At 51.7% G+C, this 26,163-nt stretch carries 27 protein-coding genes and 2 pseudogenes; 6 read left to right on the forward strand and 23 right to left on the reverse strand.

The genetic code is table 11. The features are described 5' to 3' along the window. Positions 1-169: 169 nt before the first annotated feature. Positions 170-1,108, reverse strand: a complete 939-nt coding sequence (locus JC793_RS02995; RefSeq protein ID WP_166707019.1) for a helix-turn-helix domain-containing protein — start codon at positions 1,106-1,108, stop codon at positions 170-172. Positions 1,109-1,188: 80 nt separating this feature from the next. On the opposite strand from JC793_RS02995, the gene JC793_RS03000 reads away from it, so the two are divergent. Further along, a complete protein-coding gene (locus tag JC793_RS03000; protein ID WP_218427443.1) occupies positions 1,189-1,785 on the forward strand; it encodes a TetR/AcrR family transcriptional regulator in 597 nt (198 codons plus the stop codon). 73 nt (positions 1,786-1,858) lie between these two features. Here the strand turns inward: JC793_RS03000 and JC793_RS03005 are convergent, their stop codons facing one another. Beyond that, positions 1,859-2,800, reverse strand: coding sequence for an alpha/beta hydrolase (locus tag JC793_RS03005; protein WP_218427445.1), 942 nt, complete (start codon positions 2,798-2,800; stop codon positions 1,859-1,861). A gap of 18 nt (positions 2,801-2,818) precedes the next feature. Continuing rightward, positions 2,819-3,469, reverse strand: a complete 651-nt coding sequence (locus JC793_RS03010) for a LysE family translocator (RefSeq protein WP_218427447.1) — start codon at positions 3,467-3,469, stop codon at positions 2,819-2,821. Positions 3,470-3,859: 390 nt separating this feature from the next. On the opposite strand from JC793_RS03010, the gene JC793_RS03015 reads away from it, so the two are divergent. The 5 genes and pseudogenes from JC793_RS03015 to loiP all read left to right on the forward strand — a co-directional run bounded on the left by JC793_RS03015 (position 3,860) and on the right by loiP (position 10,231). Further along, positions 3,860-4,753, forward strand: coding sequence for a hypothetical protein (locus tag JC793_RS03015; protein ID WP_166707021.1), 894 nt, complete (start codon positions 3,860-3,862; stop codon positions 4,751-4,753). A gap of 513 nt (positions 4,754-5,266) precedes the next feature. After that, on the forward strand, positions 5,267-6,565 hold the full coding sequence (locus JC793_RS03020; protein ID WP_218427449.1) for a dicarboxylate/amino acid:cation symporter: 1,299 nt from the start codon (positions 5,267-5,269) through the stop codon (positions 6,563-6,565). 444 nt (positions 6,566-7,009) lie between these two features. After that, positions 7,010-8,668, forward strand: a complete 1,659-nt coding sequence (locus tag JC793_RS03025; RefSeq protein ID WP_166707023.1) for a fumarate hydratase — start codon at positions 7,010-7,012, stop codon at positions 8,666-8,668. Between the two features lie 26 nt (positions 8,669-8,694). Then, positions 8,695-9,285 (forward strand): cob(I)yrinic acid a,c-diamide adenosyltransferase, encoded by a 591-nt coding sequence (gene cobO, locus JC793_RS03030; protein ID WP_046891984.1) that lies wholly within the window; start codon positions 8,695-8,697, stop codon positions 9,283-9,285. A gap of 192 nt (positions 9,286-9,477) precedes the next feature. Then, positions 9,478-10,231, forward strand: a pseudogene (loiP, locus tag JC793_RS03035) (metalloprotease LoiP). A gap of 66 nt (positions 10,232-10,297) precedes the next feature. On the opposite strand, the gene JC793_RS03040 reads toward loiP, so the two are convergent. From JC793_RS03040 to JC793_RS03135, 20 genes and pseudogenes are all read right to left on the reverse strand, one after another. Further along, complete coding sequence (locus JC793_RS03040) at positions 10,298-11,209, reverse strand: LysR substrate-binding domain-containing protein (RefSeq protein ID WP_046891986.1); 912 nt, start codon at positions 11,207-11,209, stop codon at positions 10,298-10,300. Positions 11,210-11,240: 31 nt separating this feature from the next. Further along, entirely contained in the window at positions 11,241-12,302 is a 1,062-nt protein-coding gene (gene cobT, locus JC793_RS03045) for a nicotinate-nucleotide--dimethylbenzimidazole phosphoribosyltransferase (RefSeq protein WP_046891987.1), read from the reverse strand. A 30-nt stretch (positions 12,303-12,332) separates the two neighbouring features. Continuing rightward, on the reverse strand, positions 12,333-12,959 hold the full coding sequence (cobC, locus tag JC793_RS03050) for an alpha-ribazole phosphatase (RefSeq protein WP_218427451.1): 627 nt from the start codon (positions 12,957-12,959) through the stop codon (positions 12,333-12,335). Positions 12,960-12,964: 5 nt separating this feature from the next. Then, complete coding sequence (gene cobS / locus JC793_RS03055) at positions 12,965-13,732, reverse strand: adenosylcobinamide-GDP ribazoletransferase (RefSeq protein WP_218427452.1); 768 nt, start codon at positions 13,730-13,732, stop codon at positions 12,965-12,967. Then, entirely contained in the window at positions 13,729-14,274 is a 546-nt protein-coding gene (gene cobU / locus JC793_RS03060) for a bifunctional adenosylcobinamide kinase/adenosylcobinamide-phosphate guanylyltransferase (RefSeq protein WP_045139127.1), read from the reverse strand. Before cobU ends, cobS begins: the two co-directional genes overlap by 4 nt. Then, complete coding sequence (locus tag JC793_RS03065) at positions 14,271-15,806, reverse strand: cobyric acid synthase (RefSeq protein WP_166707028.1); 1,536 nt, start codon at positions 15,804-15,806, stop codon at positions 14,271-14,273. The genes cobU and JC793_RS03065 overlap by 4 nt, the downstream gene beginning before the upstream one ends. Further along, positions 15,803-16,651, reverse strand: a complete 849-nt coding sequence (locus JC793_RS03070; protein WP_218427454.1) for an ATP-binding cassette domain-containing protein — start codon at positions 16,649-16,651, stop codon at positions 15,803-15,805. The genes JC793_RS03065 and JC793_RS03070 overlap by 4 nt, the downstream gene beginning before the upstream one ends. Beyond that, positions 16,648-17,325: an energy-coupling factor ABC transporter transmembrane protein gene (locus JC793_RS03075; protein WP_107679489.1), complete on the reverse strand. Its 678-nt coding sequence runs from the start codon at positions 17,323-17,325 to the stop codon at positions 16,648-16,650. The genes JC793_RS03070 and JC793_RS03075 overlap by 4 nt, the downstream gene beginning before the upstream one ends. Further along, entirely contained in the window at positions 17,312-17,590 is a 279-nt protein-coding gene (locus tag JC793_RS03080; RefSeq protein WP_046891993.1) for an energy-coupling factor ABC transporter substrate-binding protein, read from the reverse strand. The genes JC793_RS03075 and JC793_RS03080 overlap by 14 nt, the downstream gene beginning before the upstream one ends. Next, positions 17,587-18,321, reverse strand: coding sequence for an energy-coupling factor ABC transporter permease (locus JC793_RS03085; RefSeq protein WP_218427456.1), 735 nt, complete (start codon positions 18,319-18,321; stop codon positions 17,587-17,589). Before JC793_RS03085 ends, JC793_RS03080 begins: the two co-directional genes overlap by 4 nt. A gap of 15 nt (positions 18,322-18,336) precedes the next feature. Further along, positions 18,337-19,062, reverse strand: coding sequence for a cobalt-factor II C(20)-methyltransferase (locus JC793_RS03090; RefSeq protein WP_046891995.1), 726 nt, complete (start codon positions 19,060-19,062; stop codon positions 18,337-18,339). Between the two features lie 9 nt (positions 19,063-19,071). After that, positions 19,072-19,854 carry a sirohydrochlorin cobaltochelatase gene (cbiK, locus tag JC793_RS03095; RefSeq protein WP_107679488.1) on the reverse strand — a complete coding sequence of 261 codons (783 nt, stop codon included), beginning with the start codon at positions 19,852-19,854 and terminating at the stop codon, positions 19,072-19,074. A 17-nt stretch (positions 19,855-19,871) separates the two neighbouring features. Then, on the reverse strand, positions 19,872-20,660 hold the full coding sequence (locus JC793_RS03100; RefSeq protein WP_218427457.1) for a cobalt-precorrin-6A reductase: 789 nt from the start codon (positions 20,658-20,660) through the stop codon (positions 19,872-19,874). Next, complete coding sequence (locus JC793_RS03105) at positions 20,657-21,382, reverse strand: precorrin-3B C(17)-methyltransferase (protein WP_046891998.1); 726 nt, start codon at positions 21,380-21,382, stop codon at positions 20,657-20,659. Before JC793_RS03105 ends, JC793_RS03100 begins: the two co-directional genes overlap by 4 nt. After that, a complete protein-coding gene (locus JC793_RS03110; RefSeq protein WP_166707031.1) occupies positions 21,376-22,443 on the reverse strand; it encodes a cobalt-precorrin 5A hydrolase in 1,068 nt (355 codons plus the stop codon). The genes JC793_RS03105 and JC793_RS03110 overlap by 7 nt, the downstream gene beginning before the upstream one ends. Then, positions 22,418-23,197: a cobalt-precorrin-4 methyltransferase gene (locus tag JC793_RS03115; protein ID WP_036408525.1), complete on the reverse strand. Its 780-nt coding sequence runs from the start codon at positions 23,195-23,197 to the stop codon at positions 22,418-22,420. The genes JC793_RS03110 and JC793_RS03115 overlap by 26 nt, the downstream gene beginning before the upstream one ends. Then, positions 23,190-23,759 carry a decarboxylating cobalt-precorrin-6B (C(15))-methyltransferase gene (locus JC793_RS03120; RefSeq protein WP_052926970.1) on the reverse strand — a complete coding sequence of 190 codons (570 nt, stop codon included), beginning with the start codon at positions 23,757-23,759 and terminating at the stop codon, positions 23,190-23,192. Before JC793_RS03120 ends, JC793_RS03115 begins: the two co-directional genes overlap by 8 nt. Next, the gene (locus JC793_RS03125) at positions 23,759-24,370 is read right to left on the reverse strand and encodes a cobalt-precorrin-7 (C(5))-methyltransferase (protein ID WP_052926969.1); all 612 of its coding nucleotides are present in this window, start codon (positions 24,368-24,370) and stop codon (positions 23,759-23,761) included. Before JC793_RS03125 ends, JC793_RS03120 begins: the two co-directional genes overlap by 1 nt. After that, positions 24,367-25,524, reverse strand: a complete 1,158-nt coding sequence (gene cbiD / locus JC793_RS03130; RefSeq protein ID WP_046892002.1) for a cobalt-precorrin-5B (C(1))-methyltransferase CbiD — start codon at positions 25,522-25,524, stop codon at positions 24,367-24,369. Before cbiD ends, JC793_RS03125 begins: the two co-directional genes overlap by 4 nt. A 2-nt stretch (positions 25,525-25,526) precedes the next feature. Continuing rightward, positions 25,527-26,157 (reverse strand): annotated as a pseudogene (locus tag JC793_RS03135) (cobalt-precorrin-8 methylmutase). Positions 26,158-26,163 lie beyond the last annotated feature (6 nt).

Here is a 26,163-nt window from a genome sequence, read left to right on the forward strand (position 1 = left end):
TTAACTGCCGGAGGATGACGTATTGATATTGAATAACAGGGTATATTATATAACAACCTGAAAATAACAGTGCTGTTATTTGCTGATAATAATCAATGTTATGTCAGATACCGGTTATTTATTCTGTAACAGAAAATAACCGGTATGAACAGGGAGGAAATGAGGGGGATCACAGAACCGGAATATAATAATCCACACACAGATGTTCAGGCGGATTATCACTCATTGCTTCGGTACGGGTATATTTTTCGATATCCGAACCGGGACGACGGCATAATCCGAGTTGCGGCAATGCGTATAAATACACATTAAACGTGAAATCCCGGTAATCACTGAACAGACCGTTAAAATGGAATTTCGCATATTTTCCGCTGCCGATCACCGCCGGGGTCAATTCATTTTCCCGTACAATAAACGCCGGATCATCCACACCGATATGATAGCCGATAGCAATACAGTCCGGCTGCTCTGACGTCCGGTCATAGTCTGTGCGGACATAGCAGTACGGAAGCTCCGGTGATACCAGGCGGATAAAATCACGCCAGAATGTTGTGCGGATCTCTTCATGCAGATGGCCGATTTCATCCAGCGGAGACTGGTAGTGATAACCTTTTTCCAGTACCGGGATATTATCCAGCATAACAATATCCGGCTGCGGCAGCGGCGGCATTTCCAATTGTACCGGTGGTTGCAGCGTCGTCAGATCCCAGTTTGGACTGCGGCGGTATGCCGTCGGCGTCATATTAAAGACCGCTTTAAAACGGCGGGCAAAAGATTGCTGGGAATCAAACTGATACTTCAGGGCGATATCGCCGATATTCTTTGTGGTCAGCCGTAATTCGGTGGCTGCTTTTGTCAGACGGCGGCGGCGGATATAGCCTGCCAGGGTCATATCGGTGAATCGTTTAAAAATCCGCTGAAAATACCATTTGGTATAGCCGGAACGTTCCGCCACCACATCCAGTTGCAGCGACTTATCCAGGTTATGCTCAATCCACAAAATAATGTCTTTTATCACACTGAGATAGAAGGCATTTTCATCCTGTTCTTTATCGGTGACCGGCGCGGAATCAATAAATTCCGTGACAGTGCTATCATGTTTAAGCATAAGGATTCCCGTTTGTTGGCACCCAAAAAAATACTGTGATACGATTACATACTGATAGTATGTAACAGGGCATTTTTACCATGAACACACTGACCAGGCAACAGGAAAATTCAGCACGGACGCGGCTGGCATTACTGATTTCAGCGCACAGACTTTTTATTGAAAAAGGCTATCAGTCCGTTTCGATTGATGAAATTGCCCGCGATGCGCGGGTCACAAAAGGGGCGTTTTATCACCACTTTAAAAGTAAAAGTGACCTGCTGAAACACTGTTATGAAATGCAATTGCAGAAGATCAGCGAAGCTCTCGGTAATAATGAACCGCTGGCGGATAAATGGGAAGAGCTGAAGATGATTGTCCGCAGTTTCATGAATTATCTGGAGCAGCATTACCGGGAATTAATTCCGGTTCAGGAAGTGATGCCGGTGATCGGCTGGTATGAATTTGAGGATATTAACCGGCGTTATATCAGCAACCGGGTGGATAATATTGTGAATCAGCTGATAGCAGAGCAGATAATTAAAAGGTATGACTCTTATCTGTTATGCAGCCTGATCCACGGTTTTATGATGCATATTACCCTGAATATTAAAAGTCTTGCCGAATTCCCCGGTTTTAAAGACGATTTTACTGAGATTTATAATAACTTTCTGCAAACACTGAAAAAACCGTCCTGATATACCATTTTCACAGACACCGGTTTTCGCTGACATCTGTTTTTGCTGACATCAGTTTTCCGCTGATACGGCATCAGCGGCCGGATAAAAACCGGGTAATAGCCGGAACCAGCTCCGGGTGCAGCGGCAGCGCCGGATTATTGTAACTGCCGATGGCGGCTGCGCAGTCCGCGGGCGTTTCTTTCAGAACGTGATTCATTGTCGCGATCTCCGCATACTGATTATCCGGCGCGGTGCGGATAAGACGGGCGCCGTTATCCGGGCTTATCTGGCAATCATGCCCGCCCTGAATAATGACTCCCGGTACGGTGACCTTTGCCAGTTCTTCCGCAGGATCATACTGCATCCACACCATGAAATAGCGCTGTAATTCCGGTGAAAACAAAATATTGAGGGAGGGCGGGATATTCTCCGTGGTTTTCTCCGCTTTCAGCCGGTCAATGACATCGTTGATATAGGTCAGTGCTTCCGGCGGAAATGGCTGGGTACTCATTTGTTTTTTCAGGATAATATCGATGGTATATCCCGCAGGAGAGACCAGGATTATCCCGGCCGGTTTCTGTTCCTGAGCCATCAGGGTGGCAAATAACGCGCCTTCACTGTGACCGAGCAGGTACACCGGAATATCCGGATAACGCTTCTGCAGAAAATCAAACCACGCCTGATAATCCCGCAGATAACCGGTAAAGGTGATATCTGCCGGCGTGACGGTTGCAGCACCGGCACCTGTACCGGTTTTGTCTGTCCGCAGTGTGATATATCCGGCGTCACTCAGGGCATCCCCCAGCATCCGCAGACTATCCGTCCGGCTGGCCGGACTGTTACCGTCACGATCTACCGGACCGGAACCGGCAATAAACAAAATGGCACCTTTTGGTGCGGTATTTTCCGGCAGTGTCAGTGTGCCGTTAAGGCCGTTTATTTCTGCCGGGATATTTTTCCCGGCCGCAGCCGTTTGCAATGAAATAAAAATAATCAGCAGGGCGGTAAAACAATGGCGTAAAACAGCAGTCACAGTAATATCCTGATTAAGTTAGGGTGTGCTTTTAAATGTCATATGAATAATTTTCAGTCCGACCAGACCGAGAATGATACCGGCGGTTTTATCGATCCAGAAGGCACAGCGATTAAATTGCTGACGTACTGCGGGACGGGTCAGAAGATACATAATCAGACTGTCCCAGATTAATACAGCCATCACCATCCAGAGTGCAATACCGGTTTTAAATAGTGCTGAATTATCCTGACTTTCCAGTACAACAGTAAACAGACTTAAATAGAATAATAAATTCTTGGGATTTAACAGGCCGGAGGATAAGCCGACCAGAAATTCTTTGGTGAACGTACTCTGCGGATGCGTATTTTTATCTTCTGCTGCCTGTGCCATCAGAAAACGGTAATCAGATTTTTTTGCCCGTAATGCCTGCCATGCGATAAAGAGCAGGAATACTCCGCCGAACAATTTAATCAGAATCATCAGCGTGACAGATTGTGCAAGGATAGCGCCTGCACCGGCCAGACAAAGTACAATATACAGTGCATTGGCAGTGGCAATACCGGAGACAACACCGAATGCCACCCGTCTGCTGTTACGCAGGGTACTTTTTATAATCAGCAGAAAATCAGGCCCGGGGCTTATCAGAGCGATAAAGTGAGCGAGCGCCACAGCAAAAAAAATCATCATGATGATTATCCGGCACAAAAATGAAGTAATAAAAAAAAACATATCACTGAACCGGGTATTGTCATACAGAAATATTGTCAGGGTGCACATAATGCGCGATAACATCACCGGATGACGAATAGTTAAATATTAATAACGAATTAAAATAATCTGCTTTTTTGCTATTCTGCTGGTTGTGACAGTAATAATGCGGATTGGTGATAACAGAAAAGAAACTGCGGAAAAAATACAATAACTCCTGATGATATAAGTCATCATTCTGTTATTTTCCGGCTTTGCCTGATTATTGTGTTTTTAGTCACCGGAATTTGGCGGTAATTTATCCTATACCGGGTAAATAAGGATTGATAATATCGGGGCTGTGTTCAGAACAATATGATGAGACCGATTATGAAAACCGCAATAAAACTAAGTGTATTAGGTTCTGCCGTATTATTAATGGCGGCCTGTGACAGCCTGGACCCGGACAGTACCAAAAATGAATTCTGGTACAGTAATCCGGCTGACAGCACACTGACATTTAAAGTGGATGACAAAGAATACACCACGGAGCCGGGGACGGCCGGAAAACTGAAATTATCACCGGGTATGCACAGCATTGAGAATGCGAAGGGTGAGAAACAGAATTTTATGGTGTATGACAATAACAGCGGCGGCATTATTAACCCGGATAATCACGTCTATTATATGCTGTCTGAAGTCTACGCGGTCGAAGGGCAGAGTAACCGTTTTAAACCGGCAATGTATGATGTCACCATTAACGGCCATGATATACAGATGCCGGTACGCAGCAGTAATGCCACGGTGATTGACCATAATCTGTTTAATTGCAGTTACCCGGTCGGCACGCCGTTCCCGGCAGAAATTACCACCAGTAACCGTCAGTCTGTCGGTAATATTAAAACCAAGTGTTTTGATAAAGCGGAGCTGGTGGCGTATGTCGAATCCGATTACGGTGAAAAATTACAGCCGCCTGCACCGGGTGATGAGCTGAAAGACTCCGTTAATATGACCTTCGATTACACCATTCCGGAGCCGCAGTTCAAAGACGCTGAAACACAGAAGCAGGCACTGAAATTAACCGGCCTGCTGAAGCAGATTAAAGAGTCTGACGATCCGGATATTCACGATAAGCTGAATAAAGAGATCCATCAGGTCACGATGGATCTGGTTTCTGCCTCTGCCGGGTCCGCGTCATCCAATACGGTGGCGGAGAATGAATACTACAATACGTTTATCACGCAGACCGGCAATTTCCGTGCCTTTGGTATCCAGCCGAAATAAGCGTTTTTTCTTACCGTAGTCCTCTGAGGGCGGCATTTGATGCCGCCCTTTTTTATTAATTTATTTAATGAAAAATAACGGCGTGCTTATTTTATCAGCAACAAAAAATTAAAAAATAAAGAGAGGGACATCAAATAAAAAAGGAGTATGATTTCAGGAGAGCCGTATTTTTTATCTGAAAAACGGCCGGTAGTATAAAAAAACAACATCGGCGTTAATCTGATGTAAATAATGGTTTAAAACACACTTTATTACGTAACATCTGTTATGTAATTCTTTATCTGCGACAAAGTAATGGCGGAATTATGTACAGTCCGCCCGGTAAAATAACACATCACTATGTCAATAGCGGTGTATTTTATTGATCATTTTGTTAAAGGCAGATGTCAGTTTTGTTCTGAACTCCCTCACTTTCTGCTTGTTATTTTTTCTGCGGCCGTCAGGCTCAGAAGAAATTAATCAGATTTTTTTAAGTCTCCGGGGGATTAAGTACATCAGCATTATGGAGATAGTATGAAGTCAAAAAGTTTAACGACCTGGATAGTGGCGGCATTATTTATCGGGGTGATTGTCGGCGTTGCGCTGAACAATCTGGCCACACCCGGGTTCAATCAGCAATATTCTGCCGATATCTCAGTGGTGACGGATATTTTCCTGCGACTCATTAAAATGATTATCGCGCCGCTGATCCTCTCCACGCTGGTGGTGGGTATTGCAAAAATGGGGGATGCGCAGACACTCGGGCGGGTTTTCTCCAAAACTCTGTTTTTATTTGTATGTGCTTCTTTTATTTCCATTACGCTCGGGTTGCTGATTGTTAATCTGCTTAAACCGGGTGCCGGTATTAACTTTGTGGCACCGGCGGATACTGTAGTGGACAATATGGCGACCGCCGCGTTTTCGGTGAAAAACTTTATCGCCCATTTGATCCCGACCAGTATCGTTGATGCGATGGCCCGCAATGAAATTTTGCAGATCGTTGTTTTTTCTATTTTTATGGGTGTTGCTCTTTCCGCTATCGGTGAAAAAGGTAAACCGATTCTGACGGTGCTGGAATCGGTGGTCAGCCTGATGCTGAAACTGACCGGTTATGTCATGCTGTTTGCGCCGCTGACCGTTTTTGCCGCCATTTCAGGGATGATTGCCGAGCGCGGGCTGGTGGTACTGCTGGAAGCCGGTATTTTTATGGGCGAGTTCTATCTGACGCTGGCCACATTATGGCTGGTGTTAATCGGCCTGGCGGTTCTGATTACCGGACGCTGCATTTTACGCCTGACCAAAGGGATCACCGAACCGGCGCTGCTGGCATTTACCACGTCCAGTTCTGAGGCGGCGTTCCCCGGCACACTGAAGCAGCTTGAACAGTTTGGTGTTTCCAATAAAATTGCCAGCTTTGTGCTGCCGATTGGCTACTCCTTTAACCTTGTCGGTTCAATGGCGTACTGCTCTTTTGCGGTTATCTTTATCGCGCAGGCCTGTAATATTGAGATTTCCATGGGCGACCAGATCACCATGCTGCTCATCCTGATGCTGACATCAAAAGGTATGGCCGGTGTGCCGCGCGCCTCACTGGTGGTGATTTCCGCCACACTGACACAGTTTAATATTCCGGAAGCCGGATTAATTCTGCTGATGGGTGTCGATCCGTTCCTCGATATGGGCCGCTCTGCGACCAACGTGATGAGTAACGCGATGGGGGCAGCGATTGTCGGCCGCTGGGAAGGCGAGCATTACGGGGAAGGCTGTCACGGAAAACCGCCGGTAACGGTTGTTGATATGACAGAGCCGGAGCTGCTGAAAAAAGCAGGCTGAAGAATCTGTTTCAGGTATGAAAAAAACACAGGTATGGATTTTTACCTGTGTTTTTTTATATTCACAGTCTGCATCTCATGACCCGCTTAACACTTTTACATTTTCATTGTTCTGTATTTCCGTATTAAGATCTCATTTTTATTAAAATAAATTTTGGTTTTTTATTTTATAAATTTAATTCAATCATCAAATGTAACAGTAATATGTTATTTTCTCATTTTGAAATCGTTAATTTACAGTTTACATCATTGTTTTTAAATGAATTTAATAATGATATTAAAATGGTGTGATACGTGTCTGTTCCTTCATGAAATTCACCAACTTCTTCATTTTAATCATTTGTTTTCGTGTGTAATAAGCCACCATAATCGTGGCAGGTAAATTTATTTTTAAATTGTGCGTCAATACGTTCTTCATTTTTCTGATTTAATACGAGTGAATATAATGACAAATAAAACTTTTGAGTATCAGGAGCCATTCCCGTTATCGGAAGATAAAACGGACTATTATCTGCTGAGCAGGGAGCACGTTTCCACGGCGACATTTGAGGGCCGTGAGATGCTTAAGGTTGAACCTGAAGCGCTGACACTGATTGCCCAGCAGGCCGTGCATGATGCCTCCTATTTCCTCCGTCCGGCACATCAGAAGCAGGTCGCACAGATTTTAAGCGATCCTGAGGCCAGCGAAAACGACAAATATGTCGCGCTGCAACTGCTGCGCAATGCGGAAATCTCAGCCAAAGGTGTTCTGCCGAACTGTCAGGATACCGGCACCGCGACTATCGTGGCGAAAAAAGGTCAGCAGGTGTGGACCGGCGCCAATGATGCGGAATGCTTATCCCGTGGTATTTACAACACATTTCAGCGCGAAAACCTGCGTTATTCACAGAACGCGGCACTGGATATGTACACGGAAGTGAATACCGGCACCAACTTACCGGCACAGATTGATATTCTGGCGACTGAAGGCGCAGAATATCACTTCCTGTTTATCAACAAAGGCGGCGGTTCTGCCAACAAAACCGCGCTGTATCAGGAAACAAAAGCGATTCTGGAACATGATCGTCTGAAAGCATTCCTGATCGACAAAATGAAGTATCTCGGCACCACGGCCTGCCCGCCGTACCATATTGCGTTCTGTATCGGCGGTACTTCACCGGAAATGAACCTGAAAACGGTGAAACTGGCCTCCACCAAATATTATGACAATCTGCCGGATACCGGTAATGAGCTGGGCCGCGCTTTCCGTGACCGTGAGCTTGAGCAGGAACTGCTGGAAGCGACCCGGGAATTCGGCTTTGGTGCACAGTTCGGCGGTAAATATTTCGCCCATGATATCCGTGTGATCCGTCTGCCGCGTCACGGTGGTTCCTGCCCGATTGGTCTGGCTCTGTCCTGTTCGTCTGACCGTAATATTAAAGGGAAGATCACCAAAGACGGGATCTGGCTGGAAAAACTGGAATACAATCCGGCAAGTTACATTCCGGAATCCATGCGCAAAGAGAATGAAAGCGACATGGTCAGCATCGACCTGAACCGGCCGATGGCTGAAATTCTGAAAGAGCTGAGCAAATATCCGGTCTCCACCCGCGTCTCTCTCAGTGGTCCGCTTATCATTGCCCGTGATATCGCGCACATGAAACTGAAAGAGCGTCTGGACAGCGGACAGGGATTACCGCAGTATTTTAAAGATCATATGGTGTACTATGCAGGTCCGGCGAAAAAACCGGAAGAACTGGTCTCCGGCTCTCTCGGCCCGACCACCGGTAACCGGATGGACCCGTATGTGGACTTGTTCCAGTCGCAGGGCGGCAGTATGCTGATGCTGGCGAAAGGCAACCGCAGTCAGGCGGTGACCGATTCCTGTAAAGCACACGGCGGCTTCTATCTGGGCAGCATCGGCGGTTCAGCGGCGATTCTGGCACAGGAATATGTGAAGAGTCTGGCGATTCTGGAATACCCTGAACTGGGTATGGAAGCGGTCTGGAAAATGGAAGTTGAAGGGCTCCCGGCCTTTATCCTGGTGGATGACAAAGGGAATAACTTCTTCGAACAGGTTCAGACGAAAAAATGTGAGAAATGCGTGGCAGGCCAGCCTGCCTGATCCAACACTTTCCCTGAGGAGTTTGCATGAGCGACGAACGTTATCAACAACGGCAACAGAAACTGAAAGAGCATGTCGACGGGCGCGTTGCCGCGGCTCAGAAGACCGGCGGAGTCCTGATGGTCTTCACCGGTAACGGGAAAGGGAAATCCACAGCGGCCTTTGGTACTGCGACCCGCGCCGCCGGGCACGGTATGAAAGTGGGCGTGGTGCAGTTTATCAAGGGCCAGTGGGAATGCGGTGAACGCAATGTGCTGGAAAAACTGGGGGTTGAGTTCCATATTATGGCCACCGGTTTTACCTGGAACACACAGGATAAAGAGGGTGATACCAAAGCGGCACAGGAAGTGTGGCAGTACGGCAAAGCGATGTTACAGGACCCGTCCTATGATCTCGTGGTACTGGATGAGCTGACTTACATGGTGCGCTATGGTTATATCGACCTGGATGAGATTATCAGTTATCTGAAAAACCGCCCTGAAAATCAGAGCGTGATTATTACCGGCCGGGGATGTCACCGCGATATCACCGATCTGGCAGACACCGTCAGTGAACTGCGTCCGGTCAAGCACGCGTTTGACAGCGGTATTCAGGCACAAAAAGGTATCGACTGGTAATCAGTTTCATCAATACAGTTTTATTAATACATACTGTTATAAATAATCGCTCCGTTTATACGGGGCGATTTTTTTTGCCGGTACGGCGGTGTTATACCCGTTTTTCAGAATAGACCGCTGGTGCCGGATAAACCGGAATTGCTATTTTTACAAATCGGAGAAATACCCTGTAAAAAAACGGAAACTAATATAATGAAATTGAAGACAATCTCTGCTCTTGCGGTATCTGCTGTTGTTCTGGCCGGTTGCCAGAATATGAATTATGACAGTCTGGCACAGTCCGGCGGCCAGTTATTTCAGGCAGCAACCCTGTCTGATGCGGATATGATAAAGCTGTCTGATGGCGCCTGCAAAGAGATGGATGCGCAAAATCAGGTTGCACCGGCATCCGGAAAATATGCGGTCCGCATGGAAAAAATCGCCAAATCATTAGGTTCTGATGTAAACGGAACCAAAGTGAACTACAAAGTCTATATGACCAATGAACCGAATGCCTGGGCGATGGCGAACGGCTGTGTCCGTGTCTACAGCGGCCTGATGGATATCATGAATGATAATGAAATCGAAGGTGTTCTGGGACATGAATTAGGGCATGTCGGTCTCGGTCATACGAAGAAAGCCATGCAGGTTGCTTATGCGGCTGTGGCGGCAAAAACCGCAGCAGGTTCAGCAGGGGGGGATCGCGTCCCAGCTGAGCAATTCTCAGTTTGCTGATATGGGTGTAAAACTGGTTAATGCCCAGTTCTCTCAGCTTCAGGAAACAGAAGCGGATAATTATTCTTATGATCTGCTGAAAAAACGCGGTATTTCCACTGAAGGTCTGGCAACCGGGTTTGAAAAGCTCTCGAAAATGGACAAAGGGCAGAACAGTATGTTTGATTCTCACCCGCCGACCACAGAGCGCGCAGAAAATATCCGTAAGCGGATTGCAGAAGATAAAAAGTAATTAGTACGGTGCAGTACTGGCCGGTAACAGAAAGTATGCCCTCTGTATCAGCAGAGGGCATATTTATTAAGACAAAATCAGTTCTTTTTCCCGTGATTTTTCATGGATCCAGTCACTGAACTTCCGCAGGTTGAGTGATCCTTTTTTGTCCTCTTTATAGGTGAGAACAAAGCGGTTGCCGGTGCTCATCGGCAGGTCGCACGGGATCACCAAATCGCCGTTTTCCAGATCTTTCTGGATAGCAAAGCGCGGCAGCAGCGCCACACCGAGATTCGAACGGATAGCAGAGATCAGCATTGAAAGCAGATCAAAGCGCGGGCCGACCCGGGTTTTCGGGTTGTGAATGCCCGAGAGCTGGAACCAGTCACTCCAGGCGTCGAGACGGGTGGTCTGATGCAGCAGGGTGAATTCTTCCAGCAGCTGACCGGTGGTGAGTTTGATTGTGTCATCCCGCCACAGCATGCGGCTGCACACCGGTACCAGCTCTTCTTCAAACAGATATTCAAAATCCGGCCACGGATTGCAGAAATCCTCACGCATGATCGCGGCATCGTATTTCAGGCTGGTAAAATCGGCCGGTGTGGTTAATGCACTGATACTTAATGCAATTTCCGGATGTTTTTCACGAAAACTCTGTAAGTTCGGGATCAGCCAGTGTGTGCTGAAGGTTGGTGTCACCGCCAGTTCAAACAGTTGCTGTGATGACTGCCAGGACATAATATCCTGGGTGTCTTTTTCCAGTTTATCCAGGGTGTCATGCACCAGTCCGAGATAATGTTTGCCGGCATCACTGAGGAAAATACGTTTGCGGACGTGATGAAACAGCGACACATTCAGAAATTCTTCCAGCGCGGCAATCTGGCGGAAAACCGCACTCTGAGTCAGTGATAATTCTTCCGCTGCTCTGGTGTAGCTTTCATACTGTGCAACAGCTTCAAAGGTGATCAGTAAATCCGTTTTCGGGATCTTCTTTCGCATAGCGTTTTACTCCCTAAAAATATAATCCATTTTACCGGATGGGGGATGGCGGCAGGGTGAAACCGCTGCCGGCCTGATGCCCCATATGACAATACATGCTGCATGCGGCATCAATGACGGACATGGCTAATGCCGCGCCGCTGCCTTCACCCAGCCGGAGATCCAAATATAAGAAAGGTTTGATACCGAGCTGCTCAAGCGCGATACCCGCGCCTTTCTCGGCAGAAAAGTGGGACGGGATCAGATAGTCCCGGACCGCAGGCGCCAGACGGCAGGCTGCGATTGCGCAGGCGTAAGATAAAAAGCCGTCGAGCACAACAGGAATACCGCAGGCAGCGGCACCCAGAATGACACCGGTCATCCCCGTCAGATCATATCCGCCGACTTTGGCGAGCACATCAATGGCATCTGCCGGGTCAGGATTGTTTACCGCGATGGCCTGCCGGACCACCGCTTCTTTGTGTGAAACACGATCCAGCGGCAGATTGGCGCCAATCCCGACCGTATCGTGCGGATCAAGCCCGCACAGGACACTGATCATGGCAGAGGCCGGTGTGGTATTGGCAATGCCCAGCTCACCGGTGCCGACAACGCGGATCCCGGCGGCAACCCGTTGTTTTACCAGCTCCGCGCTGGCGACCAGCAGATGTTCCGCATCGGCGTAAGACATTGCCGGGCCTTTGGCGATATTGCCGCAGCCGCGTGCCAGTTTCAGGGAAATCATGTTATCGATAGGGTCACAGTCAATGCCGATATCCACCGGCAGTACGCTGGTTCCGTTACTGCGGGCAACGGCACAGACGCCGGTCAGCTGTTTCTGAATGTTACGCGCCTGGATCGCGGTGACTTCCTGCGGGGTGACGGCAACGCCTTCTGCAAATACGCCGTGATCCGCGCACATCACAATAATTTCTTTCTGCAGATTATCCGGATGTTCAATCCCCGGCATACCGGCAAGACGAATCGCGAGCTCCTCAAGCCGTCCGAGACTGCGCGGCGGTTTTGCCAGTCCGTTGATATGCTGCTCTGCCGCCTGCATGGCTGCGTGATCCGGGGATGGGATCGCCCGGATCAGGTCTTTCAGTGTTGTCATTTTTCTTATGCTCACATTCTGTTTTTATAATTAAACAACAGGCGTAAAACAGGATCGCCCGTTAAATACAGCTAATGTCATAAATCCGTCGCGGCATTCCGCCACACTGTAACTGTCCTGTTCACAGGGAAACTGCCACATGGCCTCTGCGGGCAGGCCGAACCAGCGGGTAATAATCAGCCCGAGCACGCCTTTGTGGGCGACAATCAGGCGGGTTGCCGGGGTTTCTGATGCTTCCCGGCGCAGTTCGTCCGCTGCCGCCTGAACCCTGGCCGCAAACTGCGGAAACGGCTCTCCGCCGGTGGGTGCGGCATGCTGCCAGTCCTTCATCCAGGTGTCCCAGTCAGCCGGGAAACGGGCGGCAATCTCACGGTAATGCTGCATTTCCCACTCTCCGAAGTGCATCTCATTGAGGCGCGGATCGCAGTGATAGTGATGATTTTCCGGCGGGCGGATGTATTCTGCTGTCTGTCTTGTCCGCTGTAATTCACTGATCAGTATAGTATCTATCTGAATATTCCGCAGATAAGAGGCCACGGTTGCCGCCTGATGGTGACCGTGTTCCGTCAGCGGTAAATCGGTGCTGCCGTAGAACAGACCGTCTTTGTTTCCTGCGGTTTCCCCGTGGCGGACCAGGATAAAGCGGCTGATGCTCATCCCGTCTACATCCAGAACAGTGCGAGCAGAAAGATGATTTCCCCGCACTCTTCAGCAGCACCGAGGGTATCCCCGGTCTGCCCGCCGAGGTGGTGGCGGAAATAACGCCCCAGCCCGTAAATGATAAAGGCGGTGACAATCAGGGCACCGAGGGCTTTCATCCCGCCCGCAACAGTGACAATCACCGCGCCGGTGGCGAGAGTGATGACAAACTGACGCAGACTGATACGGCCGATATAAATATTACCCATGCCTTCCCCCTCACGGGCATAGCGCTGGTTGTACATCACCAGCGACATACAGGTGCGGCCTGCGACCGGGGCGCAAATCAGTAATCCGGCAGCGGCAGTCAGCGAAAGGGAAGAGGAGGCGAGGAGTTCATACGCAGCCGCAGATTTTGCCATCAGGGCAAAAATCAGTGCCAGGCAGCCATGCGTACCGATGCGGCTGTCGCGCATGATCTCCAGCATTCTTTCACGTTTGCGGGCGGAAAAAATACCGTCACAGGTATCCGCCAGGCCGTCGAGGTGAAAACCGCCGGTGATCAGGATCAGCGCCAGCACATAGCCCAGTGAGGCAATCAGCGGACTGTGTGCCGCTCCTGCTATCCACACGGTCAGCAGTGCTGCAATCACCCCGGCAATCAGCCCGACGACCGGGAAAAACGGCACGCCGCGCCCGTACTGCTGAAATTCAGTGCCTTCACTCCAGCGCTGCGGCACCGGAATACGGGTGATAAACTGAAGCGTGGCCCACAGATATTTCAGATTCATTTGATCTGAACTCCGATCCCGGAAACCACCAGCCAGACCTGTTCAGCCTGACGGGCGAGTTTTTGGTTAATACGTCCGGCGATATCGACAAAATGGCGTGCCAGCCGGTTTTCCGGTGTGATGCTCATTCCCAGTTCGTTGGTGACGATATACACCGGACATTCGCTCTCTTTGCAGGCGTCAATAATATGGTCGATTTCGCTGTTGATGCCGATCTCCAGTTTGGCATAATCCAGCGTGTCCGGGTCCGCACCGCCTGATGCGTCATACAGCAGATTAGCAATCAGCGTGGTGATGCATTCCAGCATCACCCCTTCGCCGGGTTTGCGTTCATAGCGGATCGCATGAGCAATGTTTTTAAAACCCTCCCACGTACGCCAGTGCTGCGGGCGATCGGCTTTATGGCGTGCCACGCGGGCGGCCATTTCATCATCCGTTATTACGGAGGTGGCGATATAGAGTGCACTGTGACAGCGGTTATCCACCAGTTCCTCGGCAAAACTGCTTTTACCGCTGCGGGCGCCGCCGGTAATCAAAATCATGCTGTTTTCTCCTTGTGCGCATACATCAGACGGCAGATTTCATCAATATTGAGGTGTTCTCTCATCTGTTGCGCCAGAATATTAAACTGCTGCTCTTTGTGCAATGCGTAGTCAAATGTGCTTTCAGGCAGCGGTTCCAGCCCTTTCTTGTTCCGCAGCTGATTGAGCAGCGGACGGGTAAAATTATTCCGGTCGAAAATACCGTGCAGATAAGAGCCCATCACACTGCCGTCCGGGCTGACCGCGCCGTCAGCATGGTTGCACGGTTCGCGGTTTTTTTCGTGCATTTGTGCGAACGGAATGGCATCCGGGCCGGTTTCGGACACACCCATGTGGATCTCATAGCCGCTGATCGGTTCACCCTGACAGGCAGACCAGATCCCCGGCAGTGCGCCGCACACGGTGCCGGCGGTTTGGGTGGTGTTTTTTTCCGGGGAGAAACGGGTGGTGATATCGAGCAGTCCCAGGCCCGGCAGATCAGATAGCCCGGATTCGACATCATCATAAATATGTTTGCCGAGGATCTGATAGCCGCCGCAGATCCCTGCAACCGGTGTGCCCTCTGCATGGCGGGTGAGGATAGCTTTATCCATTCCTTTCTGGCGCAGCCACAGCAGGTCACCGAGGGTATTTTTGCTGCCGGGGATAATCAGCAGATCCGGCTCACCGACCAGCAGCGGATCGGATTCATAACGCAGACGGACATCCGGCTGGGCGGCAAGGGCATTGAAATCGGTGAAATTGGCAATGTGCGGCAGCTGAACCACCACAATATCCAGCACTTCTTCGGTTTTGCCGTCATATTTACCGACCTGTAACGCGACGCCGTCCTCATCTTCCAGATCCACATCCAGCCACGGCAGCACGCCGAGTACCGGAACGTGAGTCAGATCTTCGATTTGTTTAATACCCGGCATCAGCAGGGCAACGTCACCGCGGAATTTATTGATGATCACGCCGATCACCCGCGCGCGTTCGTCATCGGTCAGCAGAGCGAGTGTGCCGTAAATGGAGGCGAACACTCCACCGCGATCGATATCCGCCACCAGGATCACCGGTGCATCGATCATCTCCGCCATACCCATATTCACAATGTCGCCGTCGCGCAGATTGATCTCCGCCGGGCTGCCTGCTCCTTCCAGCACAATGATGTCGTGCTCAGAAGCCAGGTCATTGTAAACATCGCGGATCATGGTTTTCAGCTGCGGTTTATAAAGGTGATATTCCGCCGCATCCATATTCTGCGCGACTTTTCCCATCAGGATGACCTGAGATTTGCGGTCAGAGGTCGGTTTGAGCAGAACCGGGTTCATGCGCACATCCGGTTCAATACCGGCGGCCTCCGCCTGAAAGATCTGCGCGCGGCCCATCTCTTTGCCGTCACGGGTGATCCCCGAGTTCAGCGCCATATTCTGTGATTTGAACGGCGCACAGCGATGCCCGTCCTGAGAGAAAATCCGGCAGAACCCGGCGACTAATACACTTTTTCCGACATCGGAAGCAGTACCCTGGATCATCAGTGAAAATGTCATGCCATTACCTCGTGTGTTCCGGCGGCGGGGGTTGTCTGCTGCTGCAATTGTGCAAACAGCGCCTGTTCAGTTTTGCACAGCGGCAATCCGGTTTCGCAGTGAAGTTTGACCAGCCACGGCTGTTCCAGCCCGGCGGCGGTGATCATCTCTTTTTGCAGGAAAACGGATTCCGGTGCACCGTGGCCGCATACTTCGCCGTGCGACATCACGTAAATACCATCACAGACCTGATAAATCAGGTCAATGTCATGGCTGGAAATCACAATGTGTTTACCGGCAGCGGCAATGCGGGCCAGCAGATCGATCATCTGCTGCCGGCCGGCCGGATCCAGTCCGGCAGTGGGTTCATCGAGCAGCAGATAGTCTGACTGCATTACCAGTGCCCCGGCGATAGCCACGCGCTTTTTCTGCCCGAAGCTCAGGTGCTGTACCGGTTTATCGCGGAAGGCGAGGGCATCGACCAGCCGCAGTGCCTCATCGGTGCGGCGTTTGATCTCCTCTTCTTCCACCCCGAGATTGCGCAGGGCAAACGCGATATCACTGTCGACATCGGTGTAGAAAATCTGCATATCCGGGTCCTGAAAGACAGTCACCACATGCTGACGCAGTTCCAGCAGTGATTTTTTATCGTATTTCAGCGGATTACCGCGCCAGAGTACCTGACCGCCCTGTGGCTTCAGAATACCGGACAGGTTCATAAACAGTGTGGATTTTCCGCAGCCGTTGGCACCGATAATACCGGTGACCTGAGACGTGCCGAAATCCATGGTCAGGTTTTTCAGGATATTATCGTCCTGATAGCGGAAGGTGAGACCGCTGACGGCTAATTGCGGATGATTATTCACAGGTGGAAATCTCCCTGATAGAGCTTCACATTCAGTGCGACGGACATTTGCTGATAGCGCATCATCACGCGGGAAAACAGCATGGTGACCAGCATCGCCAGTGAGCGGTAACCGGTGCGCAGATTGCGGTAGCCGAAGCGCAGGGATTGTGCGTGATAAATAACGGCGGCCTCTTCCAGAAAAATAAAGATAAAGCGCCAGGTCAGCAGGATCTGTTCGATCAGCACCAGCGGCAGACGGCCGCGTTTCATCAGTTTGATCAGTTGCTCAAACGGCATATTGAGCATAAACCAGAACGTGGCGGCGAGGGCTGCCATGCTGCGCCAGAAAGTCTGATTGGCGGTTGCCAGACCGGCGGGATCAAGACCGGCCCAGTACTGACCAATCTGTACGCCCCACAACATCGTGTCCGGTGTGCGGGAAAAGGAGATAATAATGGCCACCAGACCCACAGCCAGAAAACTGAACGGGATCAGCAGCCATTTCAGATAGCGGAGCGGCGATACCCGCAGTAACCAGCAGGTAAACGCCGCAATACACAACAGCAAAGCCGCCTGGCCTGCCGGCGGCAGGCTCATGGCCAGAACCATCATCACAACCCAGAAAGCGAATTTCGCTACCGGATCGCGCTGGCGCCAGCGGCTTTGATAACTCAGGGCATCAAGACTTTGCATTTTTCCGGCCGCTGCGGTAATAACCGAGCACATAGAAAATCACAGCCGTGCCGAGACAGCCCTGGAGCGTAAACAGCAGGCTCTCGATTTCACCGCTGGCCGGTTCATACAGAGATTCAAACCAGGGTTCATAATCCGGCGCGATAGCCAGGATCTGCTGTTCTGCCTGATCATCTGAACCGCCGTATTCACCGCCGTGGTCAATAAAGAACGGGATGATAAAAATCGCAACAGTCAGAAACAGTAAAATCAGTGTCTTTTTCATGCCCGCACCTCGTTACCCACCAGGTTACGTTTCACCAGCTGATCATAAACCAGTACCGTCAGCAATCCTTCCGCAATGGCAATCGGCACCTGGGTCAGACAGAAGATACCCATGAACTTCAGAATTGCCGCACCCATCCCCATCTGCGGATCCGGGAAAGCAACCCCGAGCTGCACCGAGGTGACAAAATAGGTGGTTAAATCCGCTATCACCGCGACAAGGAAGACGCAGATATCCTTACGCCAGCCCAGTTTAGTGGTGAAACGCCAGACCAGATAACCGACGATCGGTCCGATCACCGCCATCGACATGCCGTTGGCACCGAGGGTGGTCAGTCCGCCGTGTGCCAGCAATAATGCCTGGAACAGCAGCACGATGGAGCCGAGCACGGCCACCACGGATGGCCCGAACAGGATCACCGCCAGTGCCACCCCGGTAGGGTGAGAGCAGCTGCCGGTCACTGACGGGATTTTCAGCGCGGAAAGGACAAAGATAAAGGCACCGCACAGCGCCAGCAGGACTTTCTGGTTGGCATCTTCCTGAACAATCGCTTTAAGGCGGACACTCCCCGCACCGAGGAACGGCAGGAATATCAGCCACCAGGCAATCGCCCACATCGGCGGTAAAAAGCCCTCCATGATATGCATGGCAAAGGCTTCCTGGGGTGCAATCATCAGCAGAATTGTGACGGCGGCACCGGTTAACGAGAACTTTGTGAGTTTCTGTTGCATAACAACCTCACCGAATTATTTCCGGGTTTTATTAATTAATACCGTTGAGAAATAAGGCAGTGTCTGTTCGTCGTCGATCTCATCCAGGCGCCGCCAGCACTGTTCACTTTCCAGTGTGGCATCGGCCATCAGGATGGCATGATCAAACAAATCATGGCGGCGGAGCAGATCGCGTACCTGTTGTAAACGACCATAGACTTTCATTAACACAATGCATTCATGATGCGTAATCGCATGCTCCAGCTCTTCCGGAGATGCGGTGCACGACATGACGGCAAGGCTCTGGTTTTCCATTGCCAGCGGGACAATTGCCCGTGATGCGATAGCGGCAAAAGAGGTCACGCCCGGAATCACTTCCAGCCATGGCTGATTGCCGATACGCTCAAGCAGGGAAACCCAGGTACTGAACAGCATGGAATCACCCAGGGTGATAAAGCCGACTTTTTTACCGTCAGCCACATCGTCCTGAATCGCTTGCGCGACTTCATCCCAGACTGCTTCTTTCGCTTCCTGCGAGGCTTTCATCAGGAAGTGATAGGTTTTCACCGTGGTTTTACCGGTGATATACGGGGCGACAATGGTATGTGCCAGGCTCGGGGCATCTTTTTTACCGGCCGGTGCATACAGGATATCCAGCTCACCGATAATCCGTGCGCCGCGCACCGTGATAAGGTCACTGGCACCGGGACCGGTGCCGATGGCATAAAGTCTGCCCTGTGGTTTTTCTGTTTGCTGACTCATGTGCGGATATTACTCCCCGTTATCCATTGTCTGCGCCAGGTGTTCGACAAACATCTGACGGATCATATTGTTCTCACCCATACCCTGTAACCACGCGGTTGCCTCAATTCCGGCCTGTTCCAGCTGTGTTTTCCAGGAGTCTTCCTCATCGGAGGCCATATCGTTAATCGCGTGATCACCTGCGACCAGCATCAGCGGCATCAGATGCACTTTGCGGACATTTTCTGCTTTCAGGCCTTTAATAATCAGGTCGATTTCCGGATAGCTTTCCACCGCGCCGACGCGGGCCGGGAAGCCGCTGCCGGTCATCATATGATCCAGGCAGGCATAGGCAGAGAAGGCATGGTGAGTAGCACCGTGACCCATAAAGACCACGCGCTCATCTTCTTTCAGTTCCGGCATCTGGGAGTGCAGGGCATCAATCAGGAGGGAATAATCCTCAAAACTGCTCAGCAGCGGTTTGCCCACGCGCAGATAGCGGAAGAACGGACGGTATTTTTCGACCTGGCTGACGATCTTTTCGTACTCATCCCCGTTAATCACATGCAGTGACTGGATAGCCACATCCTCATAACCCTGCTCATGCAGATGGCGTAATGCCTCTTCCGGGTTACTGATATGCAGGTTATCGCGCTCTTTTAACCTGCGGATAATCATGCCGGAGGTGAAGGCGCGGAAAAAATCACGGCCGGGGAACGCTGCCGCGAGCTGCTTTTCACAGCTTTCGATATTTTTTTCACGGGTTTCCGCGTAACTGGTGCCGAAACTAATCACTAATAACGCTTTTTTCATCTCATAACCTCAGTAAATCAACAGACAGAAAAACGGGATATCAGATACTGCTCTACCCCATAAAGATCCTGCAATTCAGTCACATCGCCGGATACCCGGGTCTGCGGGCGGACCACGACAATGCAGGGAATACCCAGCGCCAGACAAGGGGCTACTTTTTCACTGAATCCGCCCTGTGTGCCGGATTCTTTGGTGATCACCACATCCGCGCCGCAGTAACGGTAAAACGCTTCATTAAATTCCGCTGAAAACGGCCCTTTGAGGGCAAAAATCTGATCGATGGTCATCCCGTAAGATTCACACTGCGCCAGCACATCCTGTGTCGGCAGTACCCGTGCCAGCACGGTTTTTCCCGGCAGGCGGGCAAGATAATCTGCCAGTTGTTTGCTGCCGGTGGTCAGCAGAACCCGCTGACCGAGTGTCATGGCAATCTCACAGGCGCTGTCAATCGATTCCGTTTTATAAATCAGCGGGTTATCAACTGTATCAATATCACTCGGGCGGTTATAGCGCACCAGCGGAATACCCAGTTCGCGCTGCACCTGCAAAATAGTGTCGCTGAGTATTGCCGCATAAGGATGCGAGAGATCCGCCAGCAGGCGGACTCCGTGACAGCGGCAGTAATCTGCCATCTCCTGTGCATCCATGCGGCCTTCCCGGATCTCACCCTGTAATCCGGCTGCCTGCTGACGGCCTGCGGCGGTGGCGACAGAGAGCCGGTAGCGGACCCCCTGAGCATCCAGACGCTCACAAAGCAGGCGGGCATCACTCGTCCCGCCGAAAATCAGCAGCCCGCCGTCATTCACAGTTTGTATCCCCGTGGTGTGATCATCAGATCATTACTGATATACGTAGACTGGTTGCCGACAATCACCAAACTGGTCATATCCACGCGGTCAAATTCCATCTCACCGAAGGTCGTGATCCATTTCTCTTCTTTCTTACGGGCAGCGGCTTTCACCACGCCGATCGGGGTGGTGGCAGCTTTGAACGGAGCCATCAGTTCAAAGGCACGGGCCAGATGACCTTCGCGGCCCAGGCTGCGCGGGTTATAGAAACAGATAACAAAATCGGCTTCGGCGGCCGCTTTGATGCGTTTCTCAATCACCTCCCACGGCGTGAGCAGGTCGCTCAGGCTGATGTGGCAGAAGTCGTGCATCAGCGGGGCACCCAGCAGTGAGGCGGCGGCGATACTGGCGGTAATGCCCGGCACCACACGCACCTGAATATCGAGTTTCTCTTTGGTGACGATTTCGAGGATAAGCCCGGCCATGCCGTAAATCCCGGCGTCACCGCTGCACACCATCGCGACGTTTTTTCCTTCCTGTGCAAGCTCAATGGCCAGATGGCAGCGTTCGACCTCTTTGCGCATGCCGGTTTTGATCACTTCTTTGTCGCCCACCAGAGGTTTCACCAGATGGGTATAGGTTTTATACCCGACGACCACTTCCGCTTCTTTCAGTGCGGTGACGGCTTCTTCGGTCATCATGGCTTCACTGCCGGGGCCAATGCCTATAACGGTTAACATACTGTTTCTGCTCCTAACGTAATGGTGATCCCCCGGGTCTTACAGGTTTGCCCTATCAGACAGCCTTTGCTCATCAGCCAGGCGACCGGCCGGGATACACTCCCGACACCCGTGGTTTTTTTAACAAATTCCGATTCCGGGAACTGTGCCGCCACAGGGGCCAGCTCCTCAGCACTGAATACGGTAAACGGCACCTGATAACGGGCAGCCAGCGCCAGCAGGGCGGGCTCCTGTGCTTTCAGGGTAATACTGCCGATAGCACGGACGGCTTCCGGCAGCAGGTTGTTCTCAGCCAGTTGTTCAGCAAACAGCTGCTGAACCTCGTCTGCATTGGTATCTCTGCGGCAGCCCATACCGGCAATAATCCGTCGCGGTATCAGCTTGTAAACCGGCACCGGCAGCATAATTTCTTCGCGGCGGTAACTGACATACACCAGCGCATCCAGTTCCGGCAGGGAACGTAAATCAGTCACCGGGATAAGCCCCGGTAACGCGTATTTGTCCTGCTCCGCCGCCATATCCGGATGCCACCAGATACCGATGCGCTCTCCGCTGACCATCATCTGGTTCAGGGTTTTGACGGTGTTGCGGAAATCGGAGAAAGTGGCATCCATATCCCGCGCCAGCAAATCAAAACTGGTGACCTGATTTACGTCCGTGGCGGTGGTGATCACCGCCTGTCCGCCGATTCTGCCCGCCAGCCAGGCGGCCAGTTCATTGGCACCGCCGAGATGGCCGGAGAGCAGACTGATCACATGCTGTCCTTTCTCATCCATCACGATCACGGCCGGGTCACTCATTTTGTCCTGAATCACCGGTGCCAGTACCCGGACGGTAATACCGGTCGCGCCGATGACAATCAGAGCGTCATTCTCTGCAAATGCCTGTTGTAAGGTCGCGGCAAAGCTGTCACGGAACGGCTCAAAGCCCTCCGACACCAGTTTTTCGCTGGTGTAACAGGTGACCGGGAGCAACGGGCGGATCTTTTCCGCCAGTGCTTTACCGCCCGGTGTCAGGCAAAACAGCGCAATGCGCTTACCGCGAGGCTTTGCGGTACTCATGGCTGAAGCCTGCGTCATACAGTTTTGAATAGTGATACTCGTCGCCGAGGAACGGTCCGACCAGGATCAGTGCGGTTTTGCGGATTTTCGCTTCACGTACGGCAACGGTGATCTCCGCCAGTGTGCTGCGCAGCACCTGACAATCCGGCCAGGTTGCCTTATACACCACAGCAACCGGGGTGGTTTCCGGATAACCGCCTTCGGTCAGTTGTTCCACCACGCCTTTGATATCCTGAACTGACAGGAAAATCGCCATTGAGGTCTGGTGAGCGGCAAAGCTGCGCAGACTCTCTTTCGGCGGCATCGGTGTGCGCCCTTCGATACGGGTAATAATCAGGCTCTGCGACACTTCCGGTACGGTGTATTCCACACCCAGTTCCGCAGCGGCACCGAGGAATGAACTGACGCCCGGGATCGCGCTGAAGCCGATATTGTGTTCTGACAGCACTTCACCCTGTTCGCGGATAGAGCCGTAAAGGGAGAGATCGCCGGTTTGCAGGCGTACCACCAGTTTGTGGCTTTTCACACCGTCAACCATCACAGTGATGATGTCGTCGAGGGTCATCGCGGCGCTGTCGTAGCTTTCGACGCCGTCTTTGCAATAGTCCAGCAGATCAGTATTGATAAGCGAACCGGCATAAATGACGATGTCAGCCTGTTGTAAAATACGGTAGCCTTTCAGGGTGATAAGACTGATATCCCCCGGACCGGCTCCGACAAACCAGACTTTCTGACGGTCAAACTGTTCAGCCACAACGCGCCTCCTTACGGCAGGAAATAAGATAGGTAGGATTATTCGGTTTAAAATAATAACTGTGTCCCAGCGCGGTCATATTTCCGGCCTGTAATTCACAGCAGTCCAGTTCGCTCACCGCACACTGTTTCAGGTGTGCGATGGCTTGTGTCAGGTTATCCAGCAGGATAAAGGTCATCACCAGGGTGCCGTCACTGTGCAGATGATCAAGAGACCAGTCGATAATCTCCGTGAGATTGCCGCCGGTGCCGCCGACAAATACGGCATCTGCTTTTTCAGCCAGTTCCACCGGTGCATATGCGTCAATCACGCGGATTTGCGGGCAGCGGAAGTGATGGCAGTTCTCTTTGATAAGCGCGATGGCTTCCGGTTTTTTCTCGATAGCAATAATTTCAAGCGCCGGATGGCTGAGTGCCGCTTCAATTGAAACACTGCCGGTGCCCGCACCCACATCAATCAGGCGCTGCGCACCCTGTAAATCCAGCCGTGACAGAGCAAGCGCTCTCACCGGCTCTTTGGTCATCGGGATCTGCTGCCCGCGTAAAAACAGTTCGTCTTTCATCAGGCCACGCTGCCCCGCTTATCAATTAACACCACATTCATGTTGTAATCACCGGTGACCTCTTCTGCATTGAGAATGGTGATCCGCTCATTCCGGCCGGAAAGATTTTCCCCGATAATCATCCGCCGGGTCTGACCGCGCAGCAGGATTTCGGCGGCGATTTCTTTCGGGCCGATCTTACTGTCGGTCACCATGCCGATACGCTCATGCGCCAGCAGCCAGTCAAAATCGGGGCTGCGGTTGTGGCTGCTGGTGAGATAAATATCATTCATATCCATTCCGGCACGGGAACACAGGTATTGTACCGAGCTGATACCCGGTACTATCTGCACCTGTTCCGGTGCAAAGGTTTCGCTGATACGCTTGCCGATGCCGAAAAACATCGGGTCACCGGAGGCCAGGATGACAATGCGGCGATCAAGACGCTCTGCTATCCAGCTCATCAGGCCGCTGATATCCGCATCGATGACACGGGTTTCTGTTGTCAGCCCGGCAAATTCATCCAGATGGCGCTGACCGCCGATTAAAATGTCTGCACCGGAAATCACATCCGCTGCCCGCCGGGTCAGATACGCTTCTGAGCCGGGGCCCACGCCTGTCACATAAATCATCGGAATCCCTCCGTTATGGCGCTCAGCGGACGGTTGGTCCCCAGCACCTGATTATCAAACGAGAACAGAATGGCATCGCAGTGCGGCGGCTCATCGGAGAAACGCAGCATCTGATTAATCCGGTCACAGATTTTTTCTGCGATCCGCGGGTAGACCGCCTGCCAGCCCTGCGCATTGATCAGTTCAATTGCGGCTTCGGTGGTGGTGCAGCCGTCCACTTCCTGTAATAACGAGAGCGGGGCGCCAATCAGCGCGAGATTGGCAATCAGGGTTTCCATCCGCGCATCCGCAATATGGCTGTGGGTGTGGAAAATCCCTGCGGCAATTTTGACCAGCTTGCCGAAATGCCCGAGGATCACCACCTGCTCAAACTTCAGCCGCGTGGCCTCCTGCAACATATAACCGACAAAGTTACTCATGGTGACGACATAGGCGCCGTCCAGCCCGAGCTGTTCGCTGACAAATCGTTCGCCGTGGTTACCCGGCACCAGAAAAACGCGGGTCATGCCCTGCGCACGTTTCATTTCCAGCTCAATGGACAGGGAGCGTTTCCAGCTCTCTTCTGACATCGGCGTGACAATACCGCTGGTGCCGATAACAGAAATACCGCCGAGAATACCGAGGCGGCCGTTATAGGTTTTTTTCGCCCGCTCTTCCCCTTCCGGTGCGAAGATGGTGACATCCGCGCCCCGGTTCGGGCCGATAGCTTCACGCACCGCCGCTTCAATGGTCTGACGCGGGGTTTTGTTGATGGCGGCATCACCGATTGGCAGTCCGACACCGACTTTGGTCACCCGGCCGACACCTTCGCCGCCGTCAAGGGTGATCACACCGCTGTCATTGAGCGCAACACGGGCGAAAATCAGCATGCCGTGTGTGGCATCAATATCGTCGCCGCCATCTTTGCGGATAGCGGCAGTGGCGGATTGTCCGCAAATCAGCGGATCTTCCACATTCAGGTTCAGCGTCACGCCGGACGGTGTGACAATCGAAACCTGCTGAATCACTTCCTGACGCAACACCATCAGCGCCGCCACTTTGGCGGCGGCAGTGGCACAGGAGCCGGTGGTATACCCTTTTCTCAGTGCCTTGCCTTTGTGCCAGACGACGCCGGTGCCGTTATCGTCAGGTGCTGTGGTATTTTCCTGCGTCATGATTACGCCTCCGGCATCCGGTAGAGGATGGCGTTGATAATTGCGGCGGCCACGTTACTGCCGCCTTTGCGGCCGAGTGCGGCGATACACGGCAGAGAACTCTCCGCCAGGGCATCTTTGGATTCTGCCGCACCGACAAAACCGACCGGCACACCGACAACAGCAACCGGTTTTTCAGTATGTTCCAGCACGCGGAACAGGGCTGTCGGCGCATTCCCGAAAACAAAAATTTTCTCACCCGGTTCCTGCATGGCGATATCCACTGCTGCCATGGAACGGGTCATCTGCTGCTCTTTGGCGGCGGCGACCACACGCGGATCGCTGACGTAGCAGCGGCACTCTGAGCCGTATTTCGCCAGACGGGTTTTGTTAATCCCGGACAGTGCCATCGTGGTATCGGTATAAATGGTGCAGCCGCGCATAATGCCGTCACGGAGGGTTTCAATCACACCATCAGAAAAATGCAGAATATCCAGCCAGTCAAAATCGGCAGTGGTATGGATAGCGCGTTTAATAATCGCCGCATGGTCATCACTGACAAAACGGTATTCCGGCCGTGTTTCGCGGATAATGTCATCAATGATCAGAAAACTGTTTTTTTTCGATTTCCTGCGGCTGTTGTATGTAACTCATAATTTT

The organism is Morganella morganii, from assembly GCF_019242955.1.
GTDB classification, from domain to species: domain Bacteria; phylum Pseudomonadota; class Gammaproteobacteria; order Enterobacterales; family Enterobacteriaceae; genus Morganella; species Morganella sibonii.

Bases quoted from the DNA above. Each gene is read 5' to 3' on its own strand.
- JC793_RS02995 (WP_166707019.1), bottom strand. From the start codon at position 1,108: ATGCTTAAACATGATAGCACTGTCACGGAATTTATTGATTCCGCGCCG.
- JC793_RS03000 (WP_218427443.1), top strand. From the start codon at position 1,189: ATGAACACACTGACCAGGCAACAGGAAAATTCAGCACGGACGCGGCTG.
- JC793_RS03010 (WP_218427447.1), bottom strand. From the start codon at position 3,469: ATGATGATTTTTTTTGCTGTGGCGCTCGCTCACTTTATCGCTCTGATA.
- JC793_RS03015 (WP_166707021.1), top strand. From the start codon at position 3,860: ATGAAAACCGCAATAAAACTAAGTGTATTAGGTTCTGCCGTATTATTA.
- JC793_RS03020 (WP_218427449.1), top strand. From the start codon at position 5,267: ATGAAGTCAAAAAGTTTAACGACCTGGATAGTGGCGGCATTATTTATC.
- JC793_RS03025 (WP_166707023.1), top strand. From the start codon at position 7,010: ATGACAAATAAAACTTTTGAGTATCAGGAGCCATTCCCGTTATCGGAA.
- cobO (WP_046891984.1), top strand. From the start codon at position 8,695: ATGAGCGACGAACGTTATCAACAACGGCAACAGAAACTGAAAGAGCAT.
- JC793_RS03040 (WP_046891986.1), bottom strand. From the start codon at position 11,209: ATGCGAAAGAAGATCCCGAAAACGGATTTACTGATCACCTTTGAAGCT.
- cobT (WP_046891987.1), bottom strand. From the start codon at position 12,302: ATGACAACACTGAAAGACCTGATCCGGGCGATCCCATCCCCGGATCAC.
- cobC (WP_218427451.1), bottom strand. From the start codon at position 12,959: ATGAGCATCAGCCGCTTTATCCTGGTCCGCCACGGGGAAACCGCAGGA.
- cobS (WP_218427452.1), bottom strand. From the start codon at position 13,732: ATGAATCTGAAATATCTGTGGGCCACGCTTCAGTTTATCACCCGTATT.
- cobU (WP_045139127.1), bottom strand. From the start codon at position 14,274: ATGATTTTGATTACCGGCGGCGCCCGCAGCGGTAAAAGCAGTTTTGCC.
- JC793_RS03065 (WP_166707028.1), bottom strand. From the start codon at position 15,806: ATGACATTTTCACTGATGATCCAGGGTACTGCTTCCGATGTCGGAAAA.
- JC793_RS03075 (WP_107679489.1), bottom strand. From the start codon at position 17,325: ATGCAAAGTCTTGATGCCCTGAGTTATCAAAGCCGCTGGCGCCAGCGC.
- JC793_RS03080 (WP_046891993.1), bottom strand. From the start codon at position 17,590: ATGAAAAAGACACTGATTTTACTGTTTCTGACTGTTGCGATTTTTATC.
- JC793_RS03085 (WP_218427456.1), bottom strand. From the start codon at position 18,321: ATGCAACAGAAACTCACAAAGTTCTCGTTAACCGGTGCCGCCGTCACA.
- JC793_RS03090 (WP_046891995.1), bottom strand. From the start codon at position 19,062: ATGAGTCAGCAAACAGAAAAACCACAGGGCAGACTTTATGCCATCGGC.
- cbiK (WP_107679488.1), bottom strand. From the start codon at position 19,854: ATGAAAAAAGCGTTATTAGTGATTAGTTTCGGCACCAGTTACGCGGAA.
- JC793_RS03105 (WP_046891998.1), bottom strand. From the start codon at position 21,382: ATGTTAACCGTTATAGGCATTGGCCCCGGCAGTGAAGCCATGATGACC.
- JC793_RS03110 (WP_166707031.1), bottom strand. From the start codon at position 22,443: ATGAGTACCGCAAAGCCTCGCGGTAAGCGCATTGCGCTGTTTTGCCTG.
- JC793_RS03120 (WP_052926970.1), bottom strand. From the start codon at position 23,759: ATGAAAGACGAACTGTTTTTACGCGGGCAGCAGATCCCGATGACCAAA.
- JC793_RS03125 (WP_052926969.1), bottom strand. From the start codon at position 24,370: ATGATTTATGTGACAGGCGTGGGCCCCGGCTCAGAAGCGTATCTGACC.
- cbiD (WP_046892002.1), bottom strand. From the start codon at position 25,524: ATGACGCAGGAAAATACCACAGCACCTGACGATAACGGCACCGGCGTC.